Source organism: Parendozoicomonas sp. Alg238-R29 (genome assembly GCF_947331445.1).
Taxonomy (GTDB): Bacteria; Pseudomonadota; Gammaproteobacteria; order Pseudomonadales; family Endozoicomonadaceae; genus Sansalvadorimonas.
In genome coordinates this window covers 14574-38263 of record NZ_CAMZOG010000006.1, presented here as the reverse complement: position 1 = coordinate 38263, position 23690 = coordinate 14574, and the positions used below count along the sequence as shown (strand labels likewise).

Sequence of the window (23690 nt, the reverse complement as noted above, 5' to 3'; positions counted from 1 at the left end):
CCGTACCATTGCGGTTCCGCTGGTCTAACAAGCCACAACATGCGAGTACCGTTACTCGTCGGGACAAACGGCCTCTAAGTCGGGCGTCCTGTGTTATACAACACTCTTTATGGGGAAGGCGCGGGGGTCTGTTTGTTGAGACTTGTTAGCGCCCGACACCATACCTCAAAATACTAATGCAAGATTTCGGCAAGAGGCTACACCACCTCTTTTTGTGCCTGAACATTACTCCGCAAGACTTATCCAAGCGATTGCCGGGAGATCCTGAAAACAATCTGCGCAACCTGCGCCGCTGGTTATCTGGTGAGGTTTCGCCATCTCTGGACAAGATACGCGAGCTGGCAGAGTTAACAGATACGCCACAAGAATGGTTGTCCGGAGAAGGCGGAGCCGAATGGCAACCTGCCATGATTGACGGTAAAACAGTGGATGAGTACGAGCGTTATATTATCCGGGCTATGCGCTCAATGCCTATCGCCAAGAGAATACAGTGGCTAAGCACCCAACTAAAAAATCACCCTCCTGATGATTAAACTGTAATTTCATAAGTCGGCACATTGGGAGCTTCGCTATCAATGCGGCCGGCCACAACAAAAGCACGCTTACCGGCAGGCACGGACACCCCCTGTGCAACAAAAGTATTACCAGAAATGGTTTTACATGTGCTTGTCCGGTTCTGGCTGTTGATCGTTACAACCTCCACCACCTGCCGTTGCTGACCGGGCAGCAACCGTTCGAACTCTTTCCATACATTCATGCCAGCTCCTCCGCTGGATAATAGTGCCGCTCCAGAACCAGCCTTTGAATCACATCGGCATTACCAGACCTTGCAGCAGATATGTTCACACCCTGGCATTGGGCATGCCATTGAGCTTGTCCGTCAGTGTCCTGATACTCCACCAGCATACCCGGCAATATCAGACCCATTTCATTGCCAGGTGGGTACAGCAAGGTTTCCAGTGAATACTCTTCCTGATCCCCCGCCTGCGCTAATTCACTCTCCGCCCGGCTTCGTCCTGGTGCAGACTCCGTAATATATCTGTCCACCACCTGCGGAGCTTCAATATCGCCAGCGGTATTCTGGCGCTTGGCCGTCACTGCCACAGCTGCACCTTCATGGGTACCACTCACGTAAATGGCATTGGCCGGTGGTCGATCGGCATTATTCATAGTGAGTGAGAGGTCAAGGTTCTCTGGTATCACCACATCGGTTTGATCACTCCCCCATTCCCAAGGCACAACCGGATAACGCTTCTGAATAATAAGCTCTTTGCCGGATAGCGAGGGCTGCACAACTCCACCAGCAGCCTGTACCACAGCATTGATAATCTGAATCGGTGCCTGATCCTGATAACTGTGCACACCAGCAGGAATTAACCAAGTGGGCAGGTCTTTTGGCAGAGTGGAGGACCAGTTCATAGAGAACGGTGTGTACTGCAACTGTTCTTGCACAGCTTGTGCAGCGGTAATTTGTCCCGGGCTTGCATTAGTACGCAGTGGTGCCCAGGGCGAACCCAGTTGAGCAACCGCAGACAGTGCAGTGACTGACCATGATGTGGCTGGGTGTTTGCGGTTGATATTAATCTGGTTAACAACCAGCTCCCACCGGTGCCCATTAATAATAATGGCTACTTCTCGGTCGTCGCCATTCTCTGCCCGCTTCAGCAGCTGGTAACTGGCTTCATTTAAAACATTGAATCTTGCTGTCCAGATAAACGAATCCCGATCCAGCGAAAGATTTATATCTGCGGCCTGCAGCACCACTTCATTCGGATCATCCGCCGTGGGCAGGCGCAACACCTGTACTGTATTCATAATGTCATAGTGATCCTTGCGGGGTGGTTCTTCTGGTCGTGGTAGCTCTGGAGTACCGGGTACAACTCCCCAGTTGGCTGGAAGGCTTTTATCAATGCGGCCACTTGACCCCCAGAGGAGTGAATAGCCGACATCCTTTTCAGAATTCTGTTTTACCCAACGTACAGAGGTTGAAGAGTCCCGGGGTTGAATACGCTCATCATTAAAGGATCGTCCAAACAGAAAATAAGCTTCGGGCGTATAAAGTGGCGTATAGAGCTCACCACCAAATACAAAGTTCAGCTGATTATTATCGGGGATATATGCAGGCTTTTTTCTGGTGCCACTAGCATAGACATCAACACTGCCCCAGCGTCCGCCCGCTTTTGTGTCATATGGTGTCAAACGATCCCACAGCACCGAACGAGAGACATCACGCTCTGCAATATTTTTATCCCACACCTGTGCAGAACTTCTATCTGCAGTGGCCGTTTTATCCCAATGGTTAACAGTTGTACTGTCATCCAGCGCAGTTGCAGGATGCCAGCCAGTCGCCAACGCACCATCCTCATGAACTGTCTGTGACCACCGCGATTGCGCATTCACTTCGATCTCCCCAGGTGATTGCCAGGGTGTTATAAGATCAAGAGACTGCCCAGCCGTTTCAGACCACTGAGTAACAATGTTCTTACTCTGCGGTTCAGTTAAAGCATGACGAGAAGAAAAACTTAGAATAACTGAGGGCGGTACGCTGTACAGGAATGTCGGAGCAAACAGAAAATGGGCGCCAGTTACCGGGGGCGTATAACTCCCCTCCTCAAATAGAAAGCCCTTGGAAGGTTTATACATAACACCTCCAGTTATGGCTCAATAATTTCAGCTTTTACAGGGCCATGACCTAATGGCCGGTAGTAAGGAAAAGCCCTCAAAAGCGCCGTGCCAATCTGCTTGGTATGACTGCCCGTGGTGTCAATCCACCATTCGGGCTCCTTCTCTGAAAGAGTACCTGCCTGAACACAGCGATAAACAATTCCTGAAAACGTGGAAGGTCGAATCGTATCACCCAAAGCTATGGCAGCAGAATTTATGAAAACTTCTCCGAAATCATCTAAGGCAAACAGATACATATTGCCTTGCTGGGTTATAACATCCAGAGAATAGTTTCCTGTTTGTTTATCACTTTCCGCCGAACCTGCGATATACCAACCGCGGGAAGCATGCTCTTCTATTGCAACGATAGTTCTGGCAACTGGTTGACTGCTTCCATCAATCTGCATTTCAACTTTATCTGTGAACCTCCCTGCATCTCCTGTTATTGGCTGCTCACCTCCACCACCTCCTATGTCGATTTCAAGAGACATATCGCCATTAACAACAAATGTATCTTGTAAATAACCTTGTTGCTGGCTTTCCTCAAAATCACGAACAACCAACATAAAGGTTTTGTTTTCAACAGAGCTCTTATCGACATTAATGCTAATACTTTCTCCATCAACCGAAACACCTTGATTCACGAGATTGAACGATCTGTCAAAGATTTGAGCTATCTTTTGGCTTCCGGTTTTCTGGCTCTTGATGCTCACGTTCAATGTCACTAGCAGGAATTCAAAAGGCGATGAGTACCATGGACACTCGAAATTTCTTTTTGGAATTGTCGCTTGCGAAAATGCCATTACCAATCCTCAGCATTAGTGCTAATCATTGAAACAAACCGACTAGAACTTCCCTGTTGATGTATTAAAAACTCCCGGCCTCCTATTTGAAGAGCATCCCCCCAATACTTACCTTCAGCTCTCAAAACATCGTTATACATCGCACCATAAGCTTTAACTGTGTACAGCTCTAAAAAAAAACCTGGGAGCTTTCCGAAGTGGGAGAAATCAGCTCCCATACCTGGCCCTTTCCCTGTTATAAGTACAGGCACAAGATTTAACTCGGGGATGTTCACGTTCAGGATATTCTGAGAGTTCAGGTAATGTGTCGTGAATAACTCAGAAACTGGAGACTGTCTGACATCTCCGTTAGGTAATCTAAGAAAGGAGTGCCTATGAAATCCTGATTGCCCCATATATGAAGTTTGTGAGTTCGACGAAGCAGAACAGCACGCGATAAAGTTACCTAAAGCTTCCTGCCTCAGCTCTGGCACTATCGGTTCGCCCATAAAGAAAGCACATCTAGAATTCCCGTAAAGATTGTCATGATCCGCCAAGAATATATAGCAACTCCTTTCACTGGCTACTACCCACCACCGAAAAGAGGAAGAGTTGAAATTACTGTTTGCAAAATACAAAGCATTGATTAATGCACCGCTACCGCTTGATTCTTTATACGACCATTGGTTGGAACCACTCTCTATATCAGTCATCGTTTCAAAAATATCGACTCTCACGGGATACCCTTGCGGTTTAACCGACGCGTCAAATCGGGCATAGCCAGTTTGTGTCTCATTTCTAACTGCACATTTTTTCAAATCATCTGATACAAAGTGCATAGTCCAACCTGCACCGGGCTTACCGGGATATCCATCAACCAGGCAGGCTTTTAAGAGTCGATATGGCACTTCCGATACAGGGATACCAACAAGATTGGGAGCGCTGGGGTCATCGCTACGGTAAACAGTTACATGATTAGCAGCCATCAGTTAGCATCTCCTCTTACAGCAATAGTGAATTCGTCATCTTCAACAGTGGCCTGACCAGGCTTGGTGACTCGCGCCACCCAAAGTGGAGCCATTGCTCCGTCTGTATCGAACCGAAGTACATTGCCAGGCTTCCAACCTTCTCCCCACCCTTCTGATTTAACTTTGAAATAAGGCGCACCAACGGCCTTATTGATTGGGGCGCAATCTGTTGCAATATTTCCAGAGCCTAAAACCCCAAGCCCCTCTTCAAGAATCTGAAAGTTGGTTGTGTTTTGGAATACCAAGGCCCAACGAGCGTTAATAGCTCCTTTGTTGGACACTTCGATAGGGTTATTAACTGTGTCGTAACTGGCATCAGCACCATCTCCAGACACAGTGTCTTCCCACTGGCTACTCCAGTTTTTTTGATCAAACTCGTTATAAGCCCGCGCCCACAGATCGCCATAAACCACACAGCTGGAAACCGTGGTTTCTCCAGCCGGAAAAGAGTGGCCAGTACTGGAAGACATGGAGAGGGCGCCGTTAATCTGCACATCCCGCGTGACAGTGGTGTGCTCAATTCGGTGCTTGAGTTTTACCGGTGTAGTGAGGGCTTCACCCTCTGCATTCACCAGCGTAAGCGGATCAGCCAGCGTTAAAGTGCCAGCCTTTTTATTAAGAGTGTACTGAGCTTCATCCAGTATTTTGCCGTTCGCACCAATCACTGAAGCTTCGGCCAGCTGAATACGCTCGGCATCCATCACCATACCAGCGGTAGGCGTGGTGAACTCTCTCTCTGCGGTATGACTGATCAGCTTCATACCGCCCGCCCGGAATATGGGCACTCGACCATCGCTTGGTAAACGTACCGGATCCAGCCCGATAAATTCTGCAGGCATAGGTACGGTTTTTATGACAACAGTGTTGTAACGGATAGAGCCAGGCAGTATAGGGATAGGATTGGTGCCATCAGTGAATACAACATTACCCACACCGTTTTTCAGATTAATTTTGCCCTGCACTTCTGGCGTATCAATTTCGCCGTTGGTATTGGGGGCGAAGGTGATTACCTGCCCGGTATCAGCATGGAGAGCTGTCATGCTGGTGCCAATCTGTGAAATAGGCGCACCGGCATAACGCCATTGCAGGTCGGTCGTTCGCCAGCCTATACCCATGGTTAAGCAACTGACCAGAGAGGCACCACTGGTGGAACCGCCCGGGTAATCTGTGAGCTTGGCTTCACCGCCTGAGTAATCAATGGTGCCAACCGCAGTACCGGCATTCGTGCGGCTATCAATGCCGGTATAAAGCACGCCATCACGATCAAAGTGCAATACACCAGCAAAGGTAAACAACAGCGAACCGGGAACAATAGTGGCATCAATAGCTGGGAGAAGATCAATCACCATTTCTGGTCGCTTGGCCGTACTGGTTTTCGGGCTATGGCCTGCGCTGGAAGCTTGCGCTTTACAGAGAAGGTCACCCGCTAACGATTCTCGACGGGTTTCGTTGTGTGTTTCATATATGAAGCCAACGATACCACCAAGAGAGATTTTGTTCGTCCATGTATAGGTGTAATCCTGCTCACATTGGATATTGAAGTTACCCGTACCGTAATCGATAGTGCCGGAACTGTCTCCAATAAAGCCGCCCTGCCCATTATCGGTATAAGATCTCCGCGCAATCTTTCCGTCTGGATGATCTGATTGATCCTGCTCTACGTTAAAAGAAAGTTGTACAGAGCCAGGAAGAAAAGGGGCGCCGGGAATGGTACCGGATACACGACCTCCAGAATCGGCAGAGGCTTCTACGGTCATTTCATCAACAGCACCCGTTTGATACTGAATTTCAAAATCACTGTCAGCATCCGGCCATGCGGTAGGGCGCATCATCACCACACCTTCGGCGTAGTAGATTATGCCGGTACCCGCTCCGGAGAGAACACCCTGACCATCATCGGTTGCAGTTTTTGGGGCGCCTCCTGCGGTCCAGGTAACGGTTACACTGCCAGGCTTTAAACCGCCATCAGGCAGAATGTGTTGAATCTCGCTGGGCTCAGGATTAACAGAGCCAGAGCGAATAGTCAGCTGGTCGCTCTCCTGCGTAACCCAGCTGTAGATAATGTCGGTATCAGAATCTGGCTGTTCACGCAGCGTAACAATCGCGGAACCGGTGGCATAGTCGATACTGCCTGTTCCTTCGCCTTCCAGATTGCCATAGCTGTTATCAGTAATGGTTTGCCAGTTACCCAATGCCAGGTACTCAATAATCAAGGTGCCTGGGCGTGGTGGCGTACCTGCAAGATTAAGGGTGTAGTTGTTCTGACGATTGCTGTTGGTGATAGCAATGCTGCCAGACATAGACTGCCCCACAACGCGGGCACCGGGAATATAAGTCGCAGACCCCGAACCAGTAAAACTTCCACTATTCTGGGTGGCAGTCAACTGCCCGGTTGCGTGATCAAGCTCCAAACCTGAGAACGGGTTTGAGCCAGAGATATGCACCAAAGCCCGCCCTTCACTGTTGCGCCAAACACCACCAGCAATATTAAGAGTAAGAGAGCCACGGGCGCAGCCCGTTCCCAGATAACTCTGACTGGTATTCCCTCCTGTGCTGACGAAGGTAAGCGACACATTACGACTGGTGTTACTGGCCTTCTCCACACTGCTACGCACAGCATTAGCGGCCTGATCAATAACTGGTGTTTCAACGGTTGACGATGGCACAAGCTGAGTGAAAACCTCCTCCACCTTAATATCCAGCGCTCCGGGCCGCATATCTTCTGCCAGTTTGGTGATGGAGTAATACCGGCCAGAGTTGGAAACCTGTGTGGAATACACGACCGTTGTTTTATCTGAAGAGCCAACAGGTGTTGGCGTTCCGCCACCAAAATCAGAACGCAACTCTGATGTTAAATCGAGATCCAGCCTTCGGCGCTTCAAGTCAACCACGCTGTTATCAGTCTGATGCTTAAATATCTGCTCTTTATGTTCCGCCTTATCTATTCGCACGTACTGCTCATGGCTACCACTCTTCAGCACGTACACTTCACCAATCTGGGGAACCGGTGCATCCAGATCCTGAAAACCAGCAATGGCTCTTTGCCCTTCCAATTGATTACCCAGCAGGAACCATTGGGCTTGAACACTGCGAGTGGAATAACTTTCAATCCTGCTCTTGGCATTCTCCCGGGTGTCGGAATGAGAGCCGGTATTAAATAACACGCAACTGACTCGCGGGTCTTCTGACAGGCTGGTCACCGCTGCATGGCAACCTTGGTAAATATCCGTACTGTCGGTTTGCACGTGTGGGAAAATTTTACGCAGATTGACTACGCCATAGGCGCTGTCCAACCGTGAAATGTCTTCAAAAACATTATTGACCTTACCGGACTCAATCAGTCGCCCAGTGGCACGACCACCACCTTCGGCCGTATCTTCCATGCGCTGGGATTCCACCAGCTTCACATCGGTGCTGTTGATTGGCATCTGTTGTTATTCCGTGGTTATTTTGTGTATACGGTGAAAGTGAGAATCAGGAAGAAGGAGCGGGTGCTTCTGGTGGCTCGATGGTGAGCAGGCGAACGGTGAGTGAGTACGGGTGATCATCCGGAAGGGCTTCCCCATTCCGCCATGCCCACATAGATTTGGCATCAACCGGAATACCTCCGGCACGGTCGAAAACGCAGAACAGCACGCGGCCATCAGCCAGAGTGAGCTTCACCGGCAGGGCGCTTTCTTCGAGTTGTTTAACCGCGATCACCTTGGCGCGGTCAACATCCCAGTCACGGCCAGAACTCAACTCAACAGGCTGGCCGTAATGGCGGCGGGTCTGCTGGATAATATTGGCGCCACTCGCTGAACGGTCGGTGTTCTGGGCAATGGGTGACCAGTCGAATTCATTCTGCCAGTCCAGATCGGCAGGCAGCTCTATACGAACCCCGGTCCCGTCGAAGGGTGGGGCTTCCAGAATATGAGGCATGGATTGTTCCGTGTGTTATCCGCCAGTATTGCGACGAGCTTGAGCAAGCTCAGAGAGCATGTTTTGGAAATTACCGGAAGAGCCTTCCAGTACATCAATGTTGCGGCCAACCTGCCCGGGAATATCGACAACGTGACGCACCGTTTTTACCTGCTCGGTACCGGTACGACTGCTTGTGGTTTGTGCCGCTTGCTTACGTTGGGTTGCCTCTTCCTGCTGCCGTTCTTTGGCTTTGCGGTCGGCTTCGATTTTTTCGTCGGCTGCTTTCTTTTTACGGGCCGCTTCTTCGGCTTTGAGTTGGGATGTTTTTTCTTTGTAGATTTGCCGGTTCAGTTGCAGGGACTGTTTAGCATTACTGATGGCTTCAGCATCACCAGAGGCTTGAGCCTGCTTCAGGGCATCCGCCAGTTCACGTTCTCGCTCTTTGTACTGGCGCTCTTCAATATCAGCAGTGTTACCGCGCAGCCTGTCCAATTCATTCTGCAGGCCGTTCACTGTGCTGCGGGTGCTGTCTTCCAGTTGTTGCATTTGGGCTTCAGCTTGGGCAATACCGGCATTGAGCGCTGCCAAATCCTGATCGTTGAGAAATTCCATCTGATTGGTGGCTGCTCTGGCACGGCTGGCAAAACTGGCTGCAGAAATAGAGCCATCCTGATAGCCTTCCACCAGTTCGGCTAATTTAATTTTTTGCTGCAACACCTGCTTTTCTGCATACGCTGAATTTTTCCCTATACCAATGAAGCTCTGACTAATACGATCTGCACCAGCATGAATTTCAGCATTCGCCAGCTCGCTCAACTTTGAGTTAACACCCTCCAGTTTTGCTTTTAGCGCTTCAGCTCCAGATACCGGTGTATCAAAACTAATATCCTCAGCACCCTGGAGCTTTTTAAATAAACTCTCAGCGGCTGGCGACATTTCCCGCAGGCTGTTTGTTGCAGCATTAAAGGAGCCCGCCAATGCTCCCGCTACAGAATTAGCGTTAGCCGCACCGGCAGCAACCTGATTGCCTACATCTGCCCCCTTCTTTCCAACCTGATCTAATTCGCTGCCAGTATCTCCAGCGCTGTCACGAAGCTCTTTCATGCGCTCCGTTGTTGCTTCAAGACCTTCTTTCAATTCCTTGTTGCTGATCTTTCCATCATCAAACGCTTTAACGAGTGCCCGCTTGAGTTTATTAACTTCGTGAACTGTTTCTACGGTATCCAGAGAACTGATGGTTTCTGCCAGATTTTCGAATTCTTCGTTGACAGCAATGGCAGTTTCTTTGGAAGCGGTTTCAAGTCCCTTCTGCTTGTTAACAATTCCATCAACATGCGCCTGCCAGAGTTGCTGTTGAGAGCTTAACCCTTTAGAGACATTCTCCGTCTGTTTCTTGAGGCTGCCCTTGCCAGCATCTTCCGATTTTTTGTAGAAGGCACGCAGAGCATCCTGCATGTCCTTGCTGTCTTGCTCCACACCCTTCAATCGATCTTTGGCAAACTGGGCCAAAGCATTGGATACCTGCTCCGCCCGTTTTGACCATTCATCGGCCCCGAACAGGTCAAGAAGTCCTGCCGTAGCTTTCGCTGATGCGGAAAGAAAACCTGTATAAGCCGCTGCCATGGTAGAGATACCAGCACTGACAGCGTTGGTAATTAGCCGGATACCAGCAGCTGTGACTTCTACTGTTCGGAAAAAACCTGCCGTGTTTTCTGTCAGAGTTGTGACACTGGCTTGAACCTTGGCCACCAGCTCATCAAAGCTGATATCACCTACCAGCTGCTTGATACTCTCAGCGGTGCGAATAAAGAAGTCACTGGTGCTCTGGGCTATGGCTTGCAGGCGGCCGTCGTTGGCCATTTCGGTGATGCGCTCACCCAACTCGGAAAGTTGAGATTTGAAATAATCCAGTGCGCCGGCATCGGCCACACGGTTGAGGAACTGGTCAAACTGGTCTTTCAGGTTGGAAACAATACCAGAAAGCCGGGTCATGCCCTTGGCGGCTTCACCTTCTGCCGCCTGCCCCATCTCCTGAATAAGAGCTGCGATAGCATCCCGACCCAATTCACCATTGCTGCTCATGTCAGCCAGGGCGGCGGCGTTCTTGCCGGTGGCTTTTTCCAGTAAATCCCAGGCTGGCACACCACGCTCCACCAGCTGGTTGATTTCCTCCATCTGCAGTTTCTGTTTAGACCATGCCTGACCCAACGCCAGAACAATACCGTCCAACCGTTCGATTCCACCGCCCAGCTTCTCGGACTGATCGACAATGGCCTGCATCGAACCGTTCATAGGATCGATGCCGAAATTCTTCAAAGTGGTGAAAGCTTCTGTGGTTTGCTGAAGCTGCAGTGGTGTGGACTTGGTGAATTCTTCCACCCACTGCACAGCCTCTTCACCACCGGCCACGGAACCCATGACCGCTTCCATCTGGTCGGCCAGTTTGTCGAACTCATCTCCGACTGTCAGGGTTTGGGTGAGTAGTGAACCCAGACCACGCACACCGGAACCAACCACATCAATGGCTTTATTAACCAGGTAAAGGCCAGCCACCCACTTACCAATGGCAACAGCGTTTTCTCTGACTGCTCCGGTATAACTGCGGGTTTGTGCCGCGGCCTTGCTGGTGTTGGTTTTGCTGAGTTCTGCTCGGGCCTGCTTTTGTTTGGTGGTGACCTCTTTCAGCGCATCGGCAGTCTGGTCTAACTCGCTCTGGAGACGGTTCTGTTCACTGGCGAATTCGGCAGTATTAACTTCTGCTCCGCGCAGTTCATTTTCCAGCCTGCCTAATTGTTCTGCCTGGCCTTTGTAGGTTTTCTCCAGGCGAGCTGTGCTTTTCTCGGCCTTGGTGAATTCTGCTGCAAGTTTCTTTGCTGGCGCTTCGGCGGCTTTGTATTCCCGCTGCAAAGCCGCAACATCACCGGCATGCTCCCGGTAAGTTTTACGAGATTGAGACAAAACCTTCTCTGCACGCTCCAGTTCGGCTGTTAGTTCCTTGCTGGGATTCTCTGCCGCATCATAAGCTCGCTTGAGAGCTTCGACTTCACTGGCATTTTTCTCAAACGCTGTGCGTGATTTCTCTGCTGCCGTCCGGCTTTTATCCAGTGAGGCTGCAACACGCTCAGCGGGAGCCGCTGCCTGCCGGGACTCTTCCGCCAGCTTTTGCATATTGCTGGCCGCTTCACTGTAAGCCTGCTCTGCCTTGTCGACGGCCTCTGCCTGCTTTTCAAAAGCGACAATAGTTTTTTGCTGGTTCTCCAGCTGCTTTTGTTGCTGCTTCAGTTTCTCTGCAGCTGCACTCATCTTCTCCAGGCTCTCAGACGACTTCTCCACATTGCCGGAGAGCAAGTCTTTCGCCTTCAGCGTGAGCTGAATAATGGATTCTTTCAGAGCCATGGGTTACTCGAAGCTGAAAAACAGGAAGGAAGAAGGTGGTACCGACATCAGTGCCGGTACCAGGATGACGGCTTAGTCGGCCATTTCGATAACGAAGAACTGGGATTCATCCGAAGCGGTAATCTTCGGATCGGCCAGAATTTCAAAGTTCATACTCAGGCTGGCAAAATCATCAGAGATAAAGCCAAGATCCTGAGCCGGAGAGAACTTGATCCGGTGAATACGGATGGTGTGCGGCAAGCCGCTTTGGGCTTCGTTCAAACCTTCCAGCATCAGCTTGAATTCCTTACCGGATTCCACCAGCGCCTTGATCAGTGTGGCCTTGCGCGGGGTATAGCTGACCTTGATGCCGTCACCATCTATTTTGCCATCACCAATCACCACCAACCCTGCCTTGCTCAGGTTGTAGTCGATGCCTTCCGCCAGCGCTGAATCATCAGCCTTCTTGACCGTGACATCTTGAGTGAGGTCTGGCAGCTGGTTGAACGGGATACGCTCACCATCCACACCGAAACTCTTCAGCTCTTCATCGGTAACAACTTCAGTAGCTGCAGAAACAACCGCTGCACGCAGGGCCATAGCCAGGTTGTTAGCGTTGAAGTCACTGGCATTCATGGAACCGGTAACGCCACTGATCCGAGTCAGCACGTTACGGTTACCACCACCGCCAGTGCTGTTTGGCAAAGTTTGGGTTTCTTCTTCAAAAGAGAGAGTGAACTCCGATACGTTACCAACGGGTAACAGGGGGGCGTCTCCGGCATAAGGCTGCAATGAGATCAGACCTGAGCCGATAAACGAACGGTCTACCTGTGACATGGCACAAGCTCCTTTTCTGGGTTAATGGTTTTTGGGGTGTGTAAGCCAACCGGGTGGCGGCTCAGGGGTTTGGAATGAATTCTGAACTCAAGGGCGCGGAAAAGTTTCGGTGTAAGCAATCTCCACCGGTACCGCAATAAACGACAACTTGGTTTTTCCATCCGGCCACAGGTTGGGTTCGGCACTGCCAAACTGGACTTCGAGAACACCGGGAATATCAGCCAGACCACGGGCACTGGTCCATAATGCTCGTTTAATGTCGTAAACAATCCGGTACAAATCACGACCAGAATCATCCAGCCCGCGCACGGCGGCAACCAGATCGACAGCCATGGTTTCCTTCACCGTCAGCCCATTCCGGTTGTTAACCGTCACCGGGCCACGCTGAACGGCAATCACAGGAAATGTCTGATCGTCGTCATGAATCAGGCTGGCCAGCCAACCGCGGTGCAAGTTGTTACCAATATCGGACTGGTAACCGTTCTCACGGGTAATAGCAGAGATTCGTGTGCAGATTTCCTCAAAAATCTGCTCTGATTTGGTTGTGGTCATTATTTCAGCCCTGCAATCATCAGGCGGTCAAACTCCGTCAGCATCTGCTCTTCAGCAAACTGGCCGTATTCTTCCCGGCTGTTATCAAACACCTGAGAGACAGACGGGCCATACAGTACTTCATAAGCACTGCGCCCCTGGCCGGTTCGCACCGCAATCATGGGGCCGACAAAGAATGCACTGCGCATTTTTCGAGGTGAGGCACCGGGCTTCACTTTCACCGATACGCCAGCCCTCACCTTCTTGCCACTCTTTTTGCTGGTGCGGTACAGCTGCCGGGCACCAAAGCTGCTGAGTGGCTGCCCGCGATTCTGGGTTTTCAGGTGGCCGGTCAGGCTGCCGGGGGTGGCCGTGCCTACGGTTAGCTTTTTATTAACGGATGCGGCCTTCAGGGCAATCTGCTCACGTATCCGTTTACTGGCCTGCGTGCGGGTGCGGCGTAGTCCGTAATTAATGGCTCTGGACAGGTTCTTGCGGGAATCCTTATTCAGGTTGTCCAGCGTCTGAGCAAAAGCCTCCAGCCCTTTCAGCTCCAGTTCCGCCATTACTTGATACCTGTCCAGGTCACCAGATGATTATCATTCTTGACCCGTTCACTCAGGGTCCATTCACGGCCAGCGGCTTCTGTAATCACATCACCCTTCTTCAGGTCGTCATTCACAGAGGCGGTCATTTCAGTCACCCGGATAACAAAACCTTCACTGTCACTACGCTCAACATCGTGTTTCACAATGGCGCGAACAGGTTCGGTGAGGGTTGCCGGATCAGTATCAGGATTCGCTTTAACAACCTGCAGACGCAGGAGCTGACAATCCTCTCCAAACGTCCGCAGGCTGGCCCGCGCAGTGCGGGCAGCCATACGGTCGAAGCTGGCCATTAATCGGAGGCTTTAATGGTCAGTTTGATGACACCACCTGGGCGGGTGCACAGGTTGAGCGGGTTGGATTGTGCTTCAATGGCAGCTCCCTTATCAAAGTCCAGCAGCTTCACTTTGCCGTAATAAGGCAGACCCATGGTGTTCACGGTCTCCATATAGTTGGCTGGTGCAAAGCGAGTGATGAACATATCCTGCACACCTTCTGGTACCACCCAGGCTTCATCATCTTTAACGAACTGATTGCCATCAACTTCGCCGTAATACTCTTCCCAGATGATACCGGCAAATTCAAAACCTGAGCGGGGATCGTTGCGAAGCATTGCCCCGTCCTGATAACGCTCATAAGCCCGTTTGAAACTCTCATTCTGAAGCAGGCCATCGAAGTAGGCTGCGCCGCAGTATGCCCGCCAGCCGCGAACCATCACACCGCCAAGAGCTTTTCGCACTGCCCGCTTGATAGCCAAGCACTGGACCTGAAGATCACCGGTCAGATCAACGGCCATGGTTTTCTGGGCAGTGCCAAATTGCTTGTTAATATCAAGCAGGACTGTTTTCCCATCGGCATCCAGAATCTTTCCCTGAATCGCTCCCATACGCTGATACTCAATCGTGGCATCCAGGTTCGTACGCATGGTTGAAAGCTTGTTATTAACAACAGCCTGTACACCCTCGAGCTCATCTTCAGAACCAAAGGATCGAACATTCTGAATCTCATCCGCCATCACATAGTCTCGCTGTGGCAGATGCGTTGTAATGAACGGAATCATCTGTCGACTTTCTCGTTCCAATGGCTGCCCTTCACCTCCACGAGGCTGGGCGGCCACCAAGGAAAGCTTCATCCCTTTTTTCTCAATAGACACTGCTGTGGTGGTAATGCCCTGAGACTGAAATAAGCCCGTTTCACTGATGCGCCCGGGGACATAAGGCTGCTCAGCAATGGCAGCGGCCAGTGATTGAACGCTAAAAGCGTCATTATTAAAAACGTCGAGTGCAGGCATGCTGCTCACTCCTTTGAATGATTAAGTAAGGGGTAATAGAACGAATACGGAGGGATGTGCGCTTGGTTAGCGCACAATTACATATTTTTCAGCCAGCTCAGCCAGTGCTGCATCTTTCTGAAGATCAGTCATACCATCAGGCCAAGTCAGCTTGCTGTCCTGTACTTCAGCCAGGCGAACAACAGCTACTTGTTTCTGATCAGCTTCAGAGACTGCATACAAAATGGCAGCAGCATTCTCTGTGCCGTCACTGGCATCAAGATCAAGCTTGTTATAAGTACCATCAGCGGTAACCTGACCCAGCACAGTACCCGCCATCAATGCAGCGGCAACCATAACTGTTTCACGGCTGATTGAACCATTACCTTCGGACAACAGAAACTCACCTGCCCGAACCTTATCGGTTTGAATTGCCATAACTGGCACTCTCCTTTTTCAGTATTTGCTTCAGTAACTGGAGCGGGGAATCAGGGACAGAAAATCAGTTCTGCTGTACCTGTGGGGTCTTGGTGTTATTGAGCTGATCGTAAACACTGGTGCGGTTTACAGTTTTACCTTCACCAGCATCCGGGGTGTGATTCGACAAAGAACCATCAATCTCAGCGTCATGCTGAGCCTTCATATCGGTCAAAATGCGCTGCACCATCTTCAACGGGCTGTGCATTTCATTCACTACAGCCTGAATGGAGTCCGACAGGTTGGCAGCAGTCAGCGCATCACCAAGGGACTTGGCAACGGTGAGTTCTTTGTTGGCGTCTTCAATGGTCAGTTCACGGCTAACCATGCCAGCTGCAAGGAAATCCATACCAGCTTCATTGCAGGCCGTAATAATACTGGTGGCGTTTGTTACGCCTCCGCCCTGCAACTCTTTCAGTTTTTGTTCGGCCAGATCAGCCTTGGCTTGCACTGCATCCATCTGGGCTTTCTGGCGCGCCTTAAGGGCTACCACTTCACCTTCAGCTTTTGCCCCGGCCAACAGGGTTTTCATATCAGAATGGGCAACGGCATCGAGGGGCTTTTCAATGGTATCGACGAAACCCAACTCATGAGCCTGGGTGGCATCCATGTAGGTTTCCGCTTCCAGCAGTGCCCACAGCTCATCATCGTCTTTGCCCGTTTTGGCGCGGTAGGCAGAAAGGATGCCGTTCTTCACCACATCCAACTTATCCGCCATATCCCGCAATTCCGGAGCATTCAGGTAACCACAAACTCCCGCCATCGGGTCGTGAATCATCACCAGTCCATTTTCCGGCATGATGATTTCATCACCGGCCATGGCAATCACGCTGGCGATACTGGAGGCTTCACCGTCGATATAAACCGTAACCTTGGCAGCATGGCGTTTCAGGTAGTTGTAAATCGCCACACCGTCATACACATTGCCGCCTGGGCTGTTGATGTGCATTTCAATGTCGGTGATTTCACCGTCAACCGCTTCCATCTCATCGATAAAGCCCTTGGCGGTCACACCAGAACCGTCCCACCAGTTCTTGCCGATCTGCTCATGGATATTCACCACAACGCGCTTTTCGGACGCCTTGTGTTTCAGGTTGTACCATTTCATAAGGTCGCTCCGTTTAGCGTGCTTGGTCTTTGTTTGGATTCTGGGAAGGCGGGGTGTTGTCGTCTAAGTCGTCGGTCATATCCTCATCAACACCATCAAACAGGGAAAGCTTGTCCACGCCTGCTGCTTTCAAGGTGGCCACTGCCCGCTTCAGCCATTCTTCTGTTTCTTCCAGAACCTTGTAGGCATCGGTACCGCGCTCAGCGTTCTGGCGGACAACAGAACTCAGACCAAGCTTCTGCTCTTTCATCTTGGCGTTCAGGTCTTGGTCTGGATTGATGTACTTCCACGCGTGGGGCTGGGCTTCCAGCTTGCGGTACTGTTTGCGGTTCTGCTGATAGTCCACCAGCATCAAGGCACCGGACATAACAGCGGCATCAATAAACCAGTGCCAGACACCGCGACACATTTGGAAAATCATCAGATGGTTCTGGCACATCTCAATAGCACGGCGGTATTCATTGAGGATTGCGCGCACCAATCGGTCATTCACCTTGGACCAGTCACCGGTCAGCAACTCATAAGGCAGATCGGAAGCAATGGCGGTGATGCGGGATTGCCAAGTCATAAAATCGGAGTAGCCACCACCGGTCACATCACCATCAAACAGCTTTACGTTTTCGCCTGGGTCAGTGACCAGGAATTGTCCCGGCGTTGCAGTGGTCGTGGCATCATCAATGCCGCCATCAAGAGGCTTGCCTGTTAACGGGCAATATCTGGCATCATCCTCAAGGTCAAAATCATCTCTGGTCACAACGCCAGTAAAAGGCGCTCTGGTTTCTTTTCGTACAAGTTCGGAATGGTTGTACTTTTCAAAGACATGAGCCTGCAGCAAACCCTGAGCAACTCCGGGTACGCCTCGCACCTGCCCTGCCCGTGTCGGGCTGAAATGATGAATCACATCCCGGGCGGGAATACGCAGAAGCTTACCCAAAACAAAGTTTCCAGAACTGGATTCGCCCGGGTGCTCTCTGTGCATCCAGTAAGCAACCCGCTGGCCGCGTTTGTTGAACTCAATACCATGAACGATACGGTTACCGTTCTTGCGGGTACGGTTCAGGTCGTGGGGTACAAACTCAGGCTCAAGTACCTGAACCTGCATAGGTACGGTTAAATCGGCACTGGCTCTGCGGTAACGGCGACGAATGAATACCTCACCCGCTAACCGGCGAGTCCGGCAGGCCTGCGCCTGTAAGCCGTTAAAATCGAGAACACCTTCAGGGTCGATCTCTTTGCAGGTTTCTTTCCAGAGCGCATCAATCTCTTTGCTGACCTGATCATCATCACAACCACTACGCAGAGAGATGCCAATACCAATTTCATTGGCAACGTTCTTCTCAATGGCGGAATAAATCAGCGGGTTATTGCGGTGCCCTGCCCGACTGCGATTGCGCAGATTATTCAAGCTGCCCTGAATAGCCGTATTAGGGCCTGCACTGTTAGCATTCCAGGTACGTGAACGAGGGCCATTCCCGGCAGACTCATAACTGCCGCCACTGTTCACTACAACAATATGGCTGCCATCGGGAGCCAGTATGGGAGACTTGCGAGCATTCATTAATACACGCCCTTATCAACGGTCATGGTGACAGCCATCGTGCGTCGGCGTTTTTGCCGTGCCAGCTTTCTGGATATAAACCTGTGAGCATCCTGAAGCTGGTTGATAGAACGGTACTGAACTTTGCGGCCGTCAATCTCAACAATCCATTCACCACTGGCGATCGCCTCTTCTATGGCGTCAAGATCAGCCTGGGTATATGCCATAGTGAATTCTCTTTTATAAAACGGTGAAATCAGGAACGAGCGCGGCGGCGTCTGCGACGTGTGATCTGAGTTGGCATCACATCACCGTCGTGCTGCAAAACTGTGGGATTGGTTTCTATCGGGTTGGCCCAGAGTGGCAAAGCGTCAGACTGCCAGTTGATGGTGTGAGCCTTCAATATTCGTAAACAAAGCCGGGAATAAACAAACAGGTCAAAGGCTTCGTTGTTCACACCTCTGGGCTTTTCCCACTTACCGGAAGCGTTGCGGCTCTCTGCAGTTAGCTCACGGAAGAACCAGTCCCCCGCTTTCTTTAACCAGGCCGGGAAATTCACAAAACCGGGACCGGGCTCTGACCGTTCCAGATTGTTGTTCACCTGATCTTTAAACAGGTGGGTATTCAGCAACCAGAGCGGTACATCACCACGGGAACTGGTGCGGCGGTCTTTCCGCTTGGTATTGTCGGGAAAGGTTTCACGCATCAACGGTGCGGCCATGGTACTGGCACCTTTCACCAACAGAACCCGCTTATGCAACCCCTGCTGCCGTAACCGCCGATAAAACTTGTAAGCGTTATCGGTGACACCATCTTCACCACCGGTATCGATGGCAGTCATCAGAATGGGTAAACGTCTGCCGGAACCATCAGCCAGTTCATAGGAGCGGTTGATCACCCGGTTCAGGAGCACATCCCAGTCTTCGGCGTAGGCACCCGGGTGAATCTTTAAGGGTTTGCCTTCGTCGTCCATTCGGTCAGCGTCTTTGATGTTGTAGCGATCAATCAGCCATTCCTGAAGATCAACACCAAAGCCATGTACCTGCACCACAAACCGGCGGTTCTTACCGGCCTGTACATCAACCGATGCCACAAGAAAACGGACGCCTTCCGGCACCATCAGCTTTTCGTATTCTGCCTCTGCCCTTTCAGTCAGTTCTTCAACAGAGCGCTTGGACTCATCCCGGCGAAACTTGTACGGCCTGCCCTGATCGGTGTTGACCGTAGTTTTCAGCTTGCCCTGATTGCCGGTGCGCTTGTAATCCTCTTCACCCAGCAGATACATGTAAACAAGGTTCTGCCAAGTCTGAAATGTGGCGGCGGGGCCTTCCATCCAGAAGGAAGCAATATCGGTATTGCGGCACGTTCCGGTTAGCTCACCGGTTTTGCTGATACTCATGCCTTCCGGCACCCAGCGGGACGCGGCTACCATCTGGTTCTTTTTCGCCGGTGCTATTTCGCTGTCACCGCAATGGGGGCAAAAACAGGTGACCGATTCCGCTTGATGGGTAATATCTTTGAGTTCTTTGTTCCAGCGCAGAAATTCAAATCGTGCCGGAAAGAACTCTTTGCAGCTGGGGCAAGGCCAGTACAGCTGGCGGCGATCACCCAGGTTATAAAGGCTTAATATGCCTTTTGTGGGTGGCGCCTCATGGGGAAAGTCTTCTGGAACCTTCCACTCGTCGTATTCAGGATCCAGCTCATAACCAGGCGAGGACTCTGCAACACAAATTCCCCGTGAACCGTAGGTCTGTGTTCTCTTCAATCCGAGAATGAAGCCTTCACCCTCACCGCCAACATCCAGCATATTGGCGTTGCGGTCGTAGTCGGTAATGACCACACGCTTGTATTCAGAAGCGGCAAAGATCGATTTGGCTGGGTGGCCGATCTTCAGGTAGTTGCCAGCCTTGAAGATCTTGTCGTGAATATTGTTGTCGCTGGCACGGTGACTGAGACATTCCCGAAGCGCCGGGCTGTTCTCCAGCATCGGGCCTATACGCTTTTTGGAATGCTCCGCCCCTTTGGTTTCAGTGATATGAACCAGCAGAAAGTCGGACGGATCCACCTTTATGTCGTAACCGATCAGGCCATCAACCAGCGCCTGTGATTTACCAGTACGCGCCGGGCCAGCAAAGATGATTCCCCGGTAGCGGCGATTGGTGCACTCATCGAGCGGTTCAATCATGTACGGGGTTTCTGTGGCATCCCACAAATCCCAGTTGCCGGTATCACGTTTCACATGAACGAACTGGGCGACACCCTCGCTCACCTTCAGGCGACGGGGTGGTTTAATCAGTCTGGCCGTATCTCGGCAAATAGCTTGGGCTGAGGCATAACGGTTATTCATGCTCCCCGTCTTCCTCTTCCCTGCCCTCTTCTCCACCAAGAGCTATTTCGTAAACCTGTTGACGAACACCATCAACAACCGATTGCACCTGCTCCAGCACATCCGGCGGCAAGTCCTGGCATTTACGTTCCAGCACATCCACCATGCCATCGAGCGGGTTGACGAAACTCTTTACCAGCTCTGCTGTTTCCCTGGCCATGTCTGAGGCTTCAATCAACTGCCCCATTTCTTTCTCGAGTTTTATTCGAGCCAGTTCGGAGTCGTACCAATCTTTGCGGCCTTTGGGGTCAAGAGCGTTGGGGTCAATCTCGCCAGTGCTCAAGCCTGCCGTTTCAGAGAACAATGCAGGGCCGACATCTTTCAAGGCATAAACAGGATAACCACGGTGCATACCAGCAGGAACAACAGCGGCATTCTCCAGACGTTTGGCCACGGTTTCCCGCGCCATGCCAAAGCCATTAGATATGCGGCTGATTGACCAGTTGTTGGCCTCGCTGCTTGCTGCCATGTGAACTCATGTTCTGAAGTGCCGTTGCGGATGGAATAAAGAACAGACTGCAGGGACTTCACCTTGCGAGCCCAGTAACTACGCGGAAAACAGTATTCTGCTGCTGAAGCCCATAGAACCCGAAAAATAACCGAAAACCACGGTCTGCGCTGCGCTTCCCCCCGTGGGGGGTGGGGGCTCAGGGTCCCCTTGGGGTTTGGGCAGGTTGGCAGACACTGACACAGGTAATAAGTTAGAACGTTGTAGGTTGAGCCACGCCACGGATAGACCACATGAAGCCTTGCTGAAGGTTGGTCTTACCAAGAGCAACACAACGCTGGTCAAGCCCTTGCTTGGACTCAAGCTTATCAATGAAAGCCCCACACTGTTCGGCCAGCGCCTTGGCTTCATTCATCAGGTCAATCTCTTCCTGACTCAGGTCACGGTAGCCCTTGATCTTCTTGTGCTGGTATGAATTGGTAATTAGCGGGCAGTTGCGCTTCTGCGCACCCGTAAGAGTCAGACCTTTGGAAAGGACCCGTGCTCTTTGGGTTTGATGCGCGCTGTGATCCTGACTGGAAACTCTGGCTCGTACTCACCTCGCGTGGCCATCTGCATAAGCCAGACACAGGCAAAGAAGATCCCGCTGTTTAGGTCTGCCCACCACTCCGGTATCCAGTTACGCTCCTGAATATCAGGGCAGTCAGCAGGTGTCATTGATACATACACAGGACACATAAACAGCCAGCCTTTATGGGTGAAGTTCTCAGCTATCTGCTCAGCTGTGTATCGATTGATGATTGCCATTTGAATAATCCGTTGTGCACCTGATCGGCTCAGGCCGCCGGGGCTTATTGGTTAAACCACGCCGCACAATAGAGAACACACTGCACAGGTCCCCACCTATGTCAGCACGCAGTCACCAATACGGGTTCTGCCTGCGGCAATGTGCTCTCTGTTGTGCAGGTTAAATGGTGCGACTCATTACTGGCCGAGCCGCCCGCCGTTGCATGCAATGGCTAACTGATGCGTTCACTGCTCGCCACGCAGTTACTGAGTAGTCGCCTGTGGTTGGCTGCTTGAATCAATCCACTCTCGCATCGCTCGCTTGTCGGCGTTGCATCGTGCGAGAGCTTCTTGCTGATCAATGGCCAGCCTTGCCAGATCAGCGTTCGTCACCAGTTGACGTTCAAGTGTCTGGCACTCTTGCGTCAGTTCCATTGGTGGCTTGATAACTATCAGGCGGGTCTTTACCACTGGGGGCTGAACGGTTGAACAGGCCGACAATATCACCAGGCAAAGAAGTGTGAGCCCATGCCGCCACGTCGCTCTCGGAGTCCTGTTCGAGGATGTGTAGCTGTTCACGGACATGGGCAAACTCTGCGGTTATGTTCTTGTTGGTACTGCGGAGTTGATTGATAACAGTCAGATCATTGCGGCGTTGCGCTTCTAACTGATTGATTGTTTGCTGGTTGGATGCGTTGGCGCTCACGGCTGCGTTGTACTGATCCGTGCGGTTCTTAAGCTTGCCTTCCAAGCCGCTCACCTGCCGGTACTGCACCCAAACAACCGCTGCCAGGCTCAGGATAATCGCAAGAGCTAGAGTGATAAGTGTTCGAGTCATAGCACCATCTGCATAAACCAACGCCAGATGTTTCTGACGTAGGTGATTGTTTCTTTGGAATGCCTGCCAGTAATATCTGGCAAACAATCAATAATCTCTGAGTACAACAGCTGACCATCACAGGCTTTCTGCGCCTTAATGATGTTGCCTATTCCTGCGTTATAACTGGCCATCGCCAGACTATGCCTATCCACTTCAGGTCTGGGTGAAGACCAACCGCGCCTCAGTCTCTGCATATAGAACGCAGCAGCCTGAATACTCCACTCAGGAGCAAAAGGGGAAACAGTAATACCTAGTTGCCGACCAACCTCTTCAGCTGTGCCAGGCATGAATTGACACAAGCCTTGTGCACCAACAGGAGAAACAGCTAAAGGATTAAGCCGTGACTCCTGCCAGCATTGGGCTTTCAGCAAGCGCCAATCCACGCCCGGCAACCACAGGGCCGACTGTGTTCTGAATGTTTTGTCGTAGGTGTCAGGAAAGAATGAGGCCGAACAGAAGGCAGGCGCCAACAAAACGACCAGCGTAATAGATCGCCATATCATGAGGGTTTGCCTGTTCTTTCCAGAGGGTGAAGCAACCGCCGGTTTCGCGGTCAAAGAATCGCAAGGTCAGCCAGAGAATGATCAGCGCGGCCAGAGCTGTTGCCAGCTTGAAACCAAAGGCCACCAGAACCGGGAACAAATCCATCATAGTCAGCATGTTGGCCGTTCCTTCTCAATACCGTCCACGCGTTTCTCCAGATGATTAATGCGCAGATCATGTGAGTTATGTTTCACTGCATGCTCAGCCAGCTTTTCAGCATGACTCTCCTTCGACTTCTTTAATTCGTCCACCATCTGCAACAATTGCTCTTGAGTGACTTTGAAAATGGTTGTCTGGCGGACATTTTGAACAAGAATGCTGGCCAGCAAGACGATGACCGAGATATTCACCACCAGGCTGACTTTGAATTCCATTGAAAATATTCCAAAAAAAAGCCCCGGCGGGGGTGGCCAGGGCTTAGTTCAGTACGCTTATAAGGTCGAGGGCTGTCGGTGAGAACAATCTGAATCAAGGGGGCATATCATCAGGACGTTATAACCACAGCATGGGGATTATTATTCCCCACTTCC

At 51.2% G+C, this 23690-nt stretch carries 26 protein-coding genes; 1 reads left to right on the top strand and 25 read right to left on the bottom strand.

Translation table 11 applies throughout. The features are described from left to right. The first annotated feature begins 176 nt into the window (after positions 1–176). Positions 177–533, top strand: coding sequence for a helix-turn-helix transcriptional regulator (locus QMA35_RS02580; protein ID WP_281645569.1), 357 nt, complete (start codon positions 177–179; stop codon positions 531–533). On the opposite strand, the gene QMA35_RS02575 is transcribed toward QMA35_RS02580, so the two are convergent. The 25 genes from QMA35_RS02575 to QMA35_RS02455 form a co-directional block, all read right to left on the bottom strand. Further along, positions 530–757: a hypothetical protein gene (locus tag QMA35_RS02575; RefSeq protein WP_281645568.1), complete on the bottom strand. Its 228-nt coding sequence runs from the start codon at positions 755–757 to the stop codon at positions 530–532. The genes QMA35_RS02580 and QMA35_RS02575 overlap by 4 nt on opposite strands. Next, positions 754–2643, bottom strand: coding sequence for a hypothetical protein (locus tag QMA35_RS02570; RefSeq protein ID WP_281645567.1), 1890 nt, complete (start codon positions 2641–2643; stop codon positions 754–756). Before QMA35_RS02570 ends, QMA35_RS02575 begins: the two co-directional genes overlap by 4 nt. An 11-nt stretch (positions 2644–2654) precedes the next feature. Then, the gene (locus tag QMA35_RS02565; RefSeq protein ID WP_281645566.1) at positions 2655–3467 is read right to left on the bottom strand and encodes a hypothetical protein; all 813 of its coding nucleotides are present in this window, start codon (positions 3465–3467) and stop codon (positions 2655–2657) included. Continuing rightward, a complete protein-coding gene (locus tag QMA35_RS02560) occupies positions 3467–4432 on the bottom strand; it encodes a hypothetical protein (protein WP_281645565.1) in 966 nt (321 codons plus the stop codon). The genes QMA35_RS02565 and QMA35_RS02560 overlap by 1 nt, the downstream gene beginning before the upstream one ends. Next, on the bottom strand, positions 4432–7902 hold the full coding sequence (locus QMA35_RS02555) for a hypothetical protein (RefSeq protein ID WP_281645564.1): 3471 nt from the start codon (positions 7900–7902) through the stop codon (positions 4432–4434). Before QMA35_RS02555 ends, QMA35_RS02560 begins: the two co-directional genes overlap by 1 nt. Before the next feature lie 46 nt (positions 7903–7948). Beyond that, the gene (locus QMA35_RS02550; protein ID WP_281645563.1) at positions 7949–8395 is read right to left on the bottom strand and encodes a hypothetical protein; all 447 of its coding nucleotides are present in this window, start codon (positions 8393–8395) and stop codon (positions 7949–7951) included. A gap of 15 nt (positions 8396–8410) precedes the next feature. After that, on the bottom strand, positions 8411–11773 hold the full coding sequence (locus QMA35_RS02545) for a tape measure protein (RefSeq protein ID WP_281645562.1): 3363 nt from the start codon (positions 11771–11773) through the stop codon (positions 8411–8413). Between the two features lie 72 nt (positions 11774–11845). Further along, complete coding sequence (locus QMA35_RS02540) at positions 11846–12589, bottom strand: hypothetical protein (RefSeq protein WP_281645561.1); 744 nt, start codon at positions 12587–12589, stop codon at positions 11846–11848. A gap of 87 nt (positions 12590–12676) precedes the next feature. After that, positions 12677–13141 (bottom strand): hypothetical protein, encoded by a 465-nt coding sequence (locus QMA35_RS02535; RefSeq protein ID WP_281645560.1) that lies wholly within the window; start codon positions 13139–13141, stop codon positions 12677–12679. Next, the gene (locus QMA35_RS02530) at positions 13141–13686 is read right to left on the bottom strand and encodes a phage tail protein (RefSeq protein WP_281645559.1); all 546 of its coding nucleotides are present in this window, start codon (positions 13684–13686) and stop codon (positions 13141–13143) included. The genes QMA35_RS02535 and QMA35_RS02530 overlap by 1 nt, the downstream gene beginning before the upstream one ends. Then, a complete protein-coding gene (locus QMA35_RS02525) occupies positions 13686–14018 on the bottom strand; it encodes a hypothetical protein (RefSeq protein WP_281645558.1) in 333 nt (110 codons plus the stop codon). The genes QMA35_RS02530 and QMA35_RS02525 overlap by 1 nt, the downstream gene beginning before the upstream one ends. Then, a complete protein-coding gene (locus QMA35_RS02520) occupies positions 14018–15016 on the bottom strand; it encodes a major capsid protein (protein ID WP_281645557.1) in 999 nt (332 codons plus the stop codon). Before QMA35_RS02520 ends, QMA35_RS02525 begins: the two co-directional genes overlap by 1 nt. Before the next feature lie 66 nt (positions 15017–15082). Then, complete coding sequence (locus QMA35_RS02515; protein ID WP_281645556.1) at positions 15083–15433, bottom strand: head decoration protein; 351 nt, start codon at positions 15431–15433, stop codon at positions 15083–15085. A gap of 64 nt (positions 15434–15497) precedes the next feature. Further along, a complete protein-coding gene (locus QMA35_RS02510) occupies positions 15498–16580 on the bottom strand; it encodes a head maturation protease, ClpP-related (RefSeq protein WP_281645555.1) in 1083 nt (360 codons plus the stop codon). A gap of 13 nt (positions 16581–16593) precedes the next feature. Further along, positions 16594–18138, bottom strand: a complete 1545-nt coding sequence (locus QMA35_RS02505) for a phage portal protein (protein WP_281645554.1) — start codon at positions 18136–18138, stop codon at positions 16594–16596. After that, on the bottom strand, positions 18138–18344 hold the full coding sequence (locus QMA35_RS02500) for a hypothetical protein (RefSeq protein WP_281645553.1): 207 nt from the start codon (positions 18342–18344) through the stop codon (positions 18138–18140). Before QMA35_RS02500 ends, QMA35_RS02505 begins: the two co-directional genes overlap by 1 nt. Positions 18345–18373: 29 nt before the next feature. Then, the gene (locus QMA35_RS02495; protein WP_281645552.1) at positions 18374–20464 is read right to left on the bottom strand and encodes a terminase gpA endonuclease subunit; all 2091 of its coding nucleotides are present in this window, start codon (positions 20462–20464) and stop codon (positions 18374–18376) included. Beyond that, positions 20457–20972, bottom strand: coding sequence for a DUF1441 family protein (locus tag QMA35_RS02490; protein WP_281645551.1), 516 nt, complete (start codon positions 20970–20972; stop codon positions 20457–20459). Before QMA35_RS02490 ends, QMA35_RS02495 begins: the two co-directional genes overlap by 8 nt. Before the next feature lie 232 nt (positions 20973–21204). Next, positions 21205–21366 (bottom strand): hypothetical protein, encoded by a 162-nt coding sequence (locus QMA35_RS02485; RefSeq protein WP_281645550.1) that lies wholly within the window; start codon positions 21364–21366, stop codon positions 21205–21207. Positions 21367–21470: 104 nt separating this feature from the next. After that, on the bottom strand, positions 21471–21758 hold the full coding sequence (locus QMA35_RS02480; RefSeq protein WP_281645549.1) for a hypothetical protein: 288 nt from the start codon (positions 21756–21758) through the stop codon (positions 21471–21473). Positions 21759–22001: 243 nt separating this feature from the next. Beyond that, entirely contained in the window at positions 22002–22244 is a 243-nt protein-coding gene (locus tag QMA35_RS02475; protein WP_281645627.1) for a hypothetical protein, read from the bottom strand. Continuing rightward, complete coding sequence (locus QMA35_RS02470) at positions 22141–22575, bottom strand: hypothetical protein (RefSeq protein ID WP_281645630.1); 435 nt, start codon at positions 22573–22575, stop codon at positions 22141–22143. The genes QMA35_RS02475 and QMA35_RS02470 overlap by 104 nt, the downstream gene beginning before the upstream one ends. Next, positions 22572–23120, bottom strand: coding sequence for a transglycosylase SLT domain-containing protein (locus QMA35_RS02465; protein WP_281645548.1), 549 nt, complete (start codon positions 23118–23120; stop codon positions 22572–22574). The genes QMA35_RS02470 and QMA35_RS02465 overlap by 4 nt, the downstream gene beginning before the upstream one ends. Continuing rightward, positions 23050–23277, bottom strand: a complete 228-nt coding sequence (locus QMA35_RS02460; RefSeq protein ID WP_281645547.1) for a hypothetical protein — start codon at positions 23275–23277, stop codon at positions 23050–23052. Before QMA35_RS02460 ends, QMA35_RS02465 begins: the two co-directional genes overlap by 71 nt. Continuing rightward, positions 23271–23534: a hypothetical protein gene (locus QMA35_RS02455; RefSeq protein ID WP_281645546.1), complete on the bottom strand. Its 264-nt coding sequence runs from the start codon at positions 23532–23534 to the stop codon at positions 23271–23273. The genes QMA35_RS02460 and QMA35_RS02455 overlap by 7 nt, the downstream gene beginning before the upstream one ends. Positions 23535–23690 lie beyond the last annotated feature (156 nt).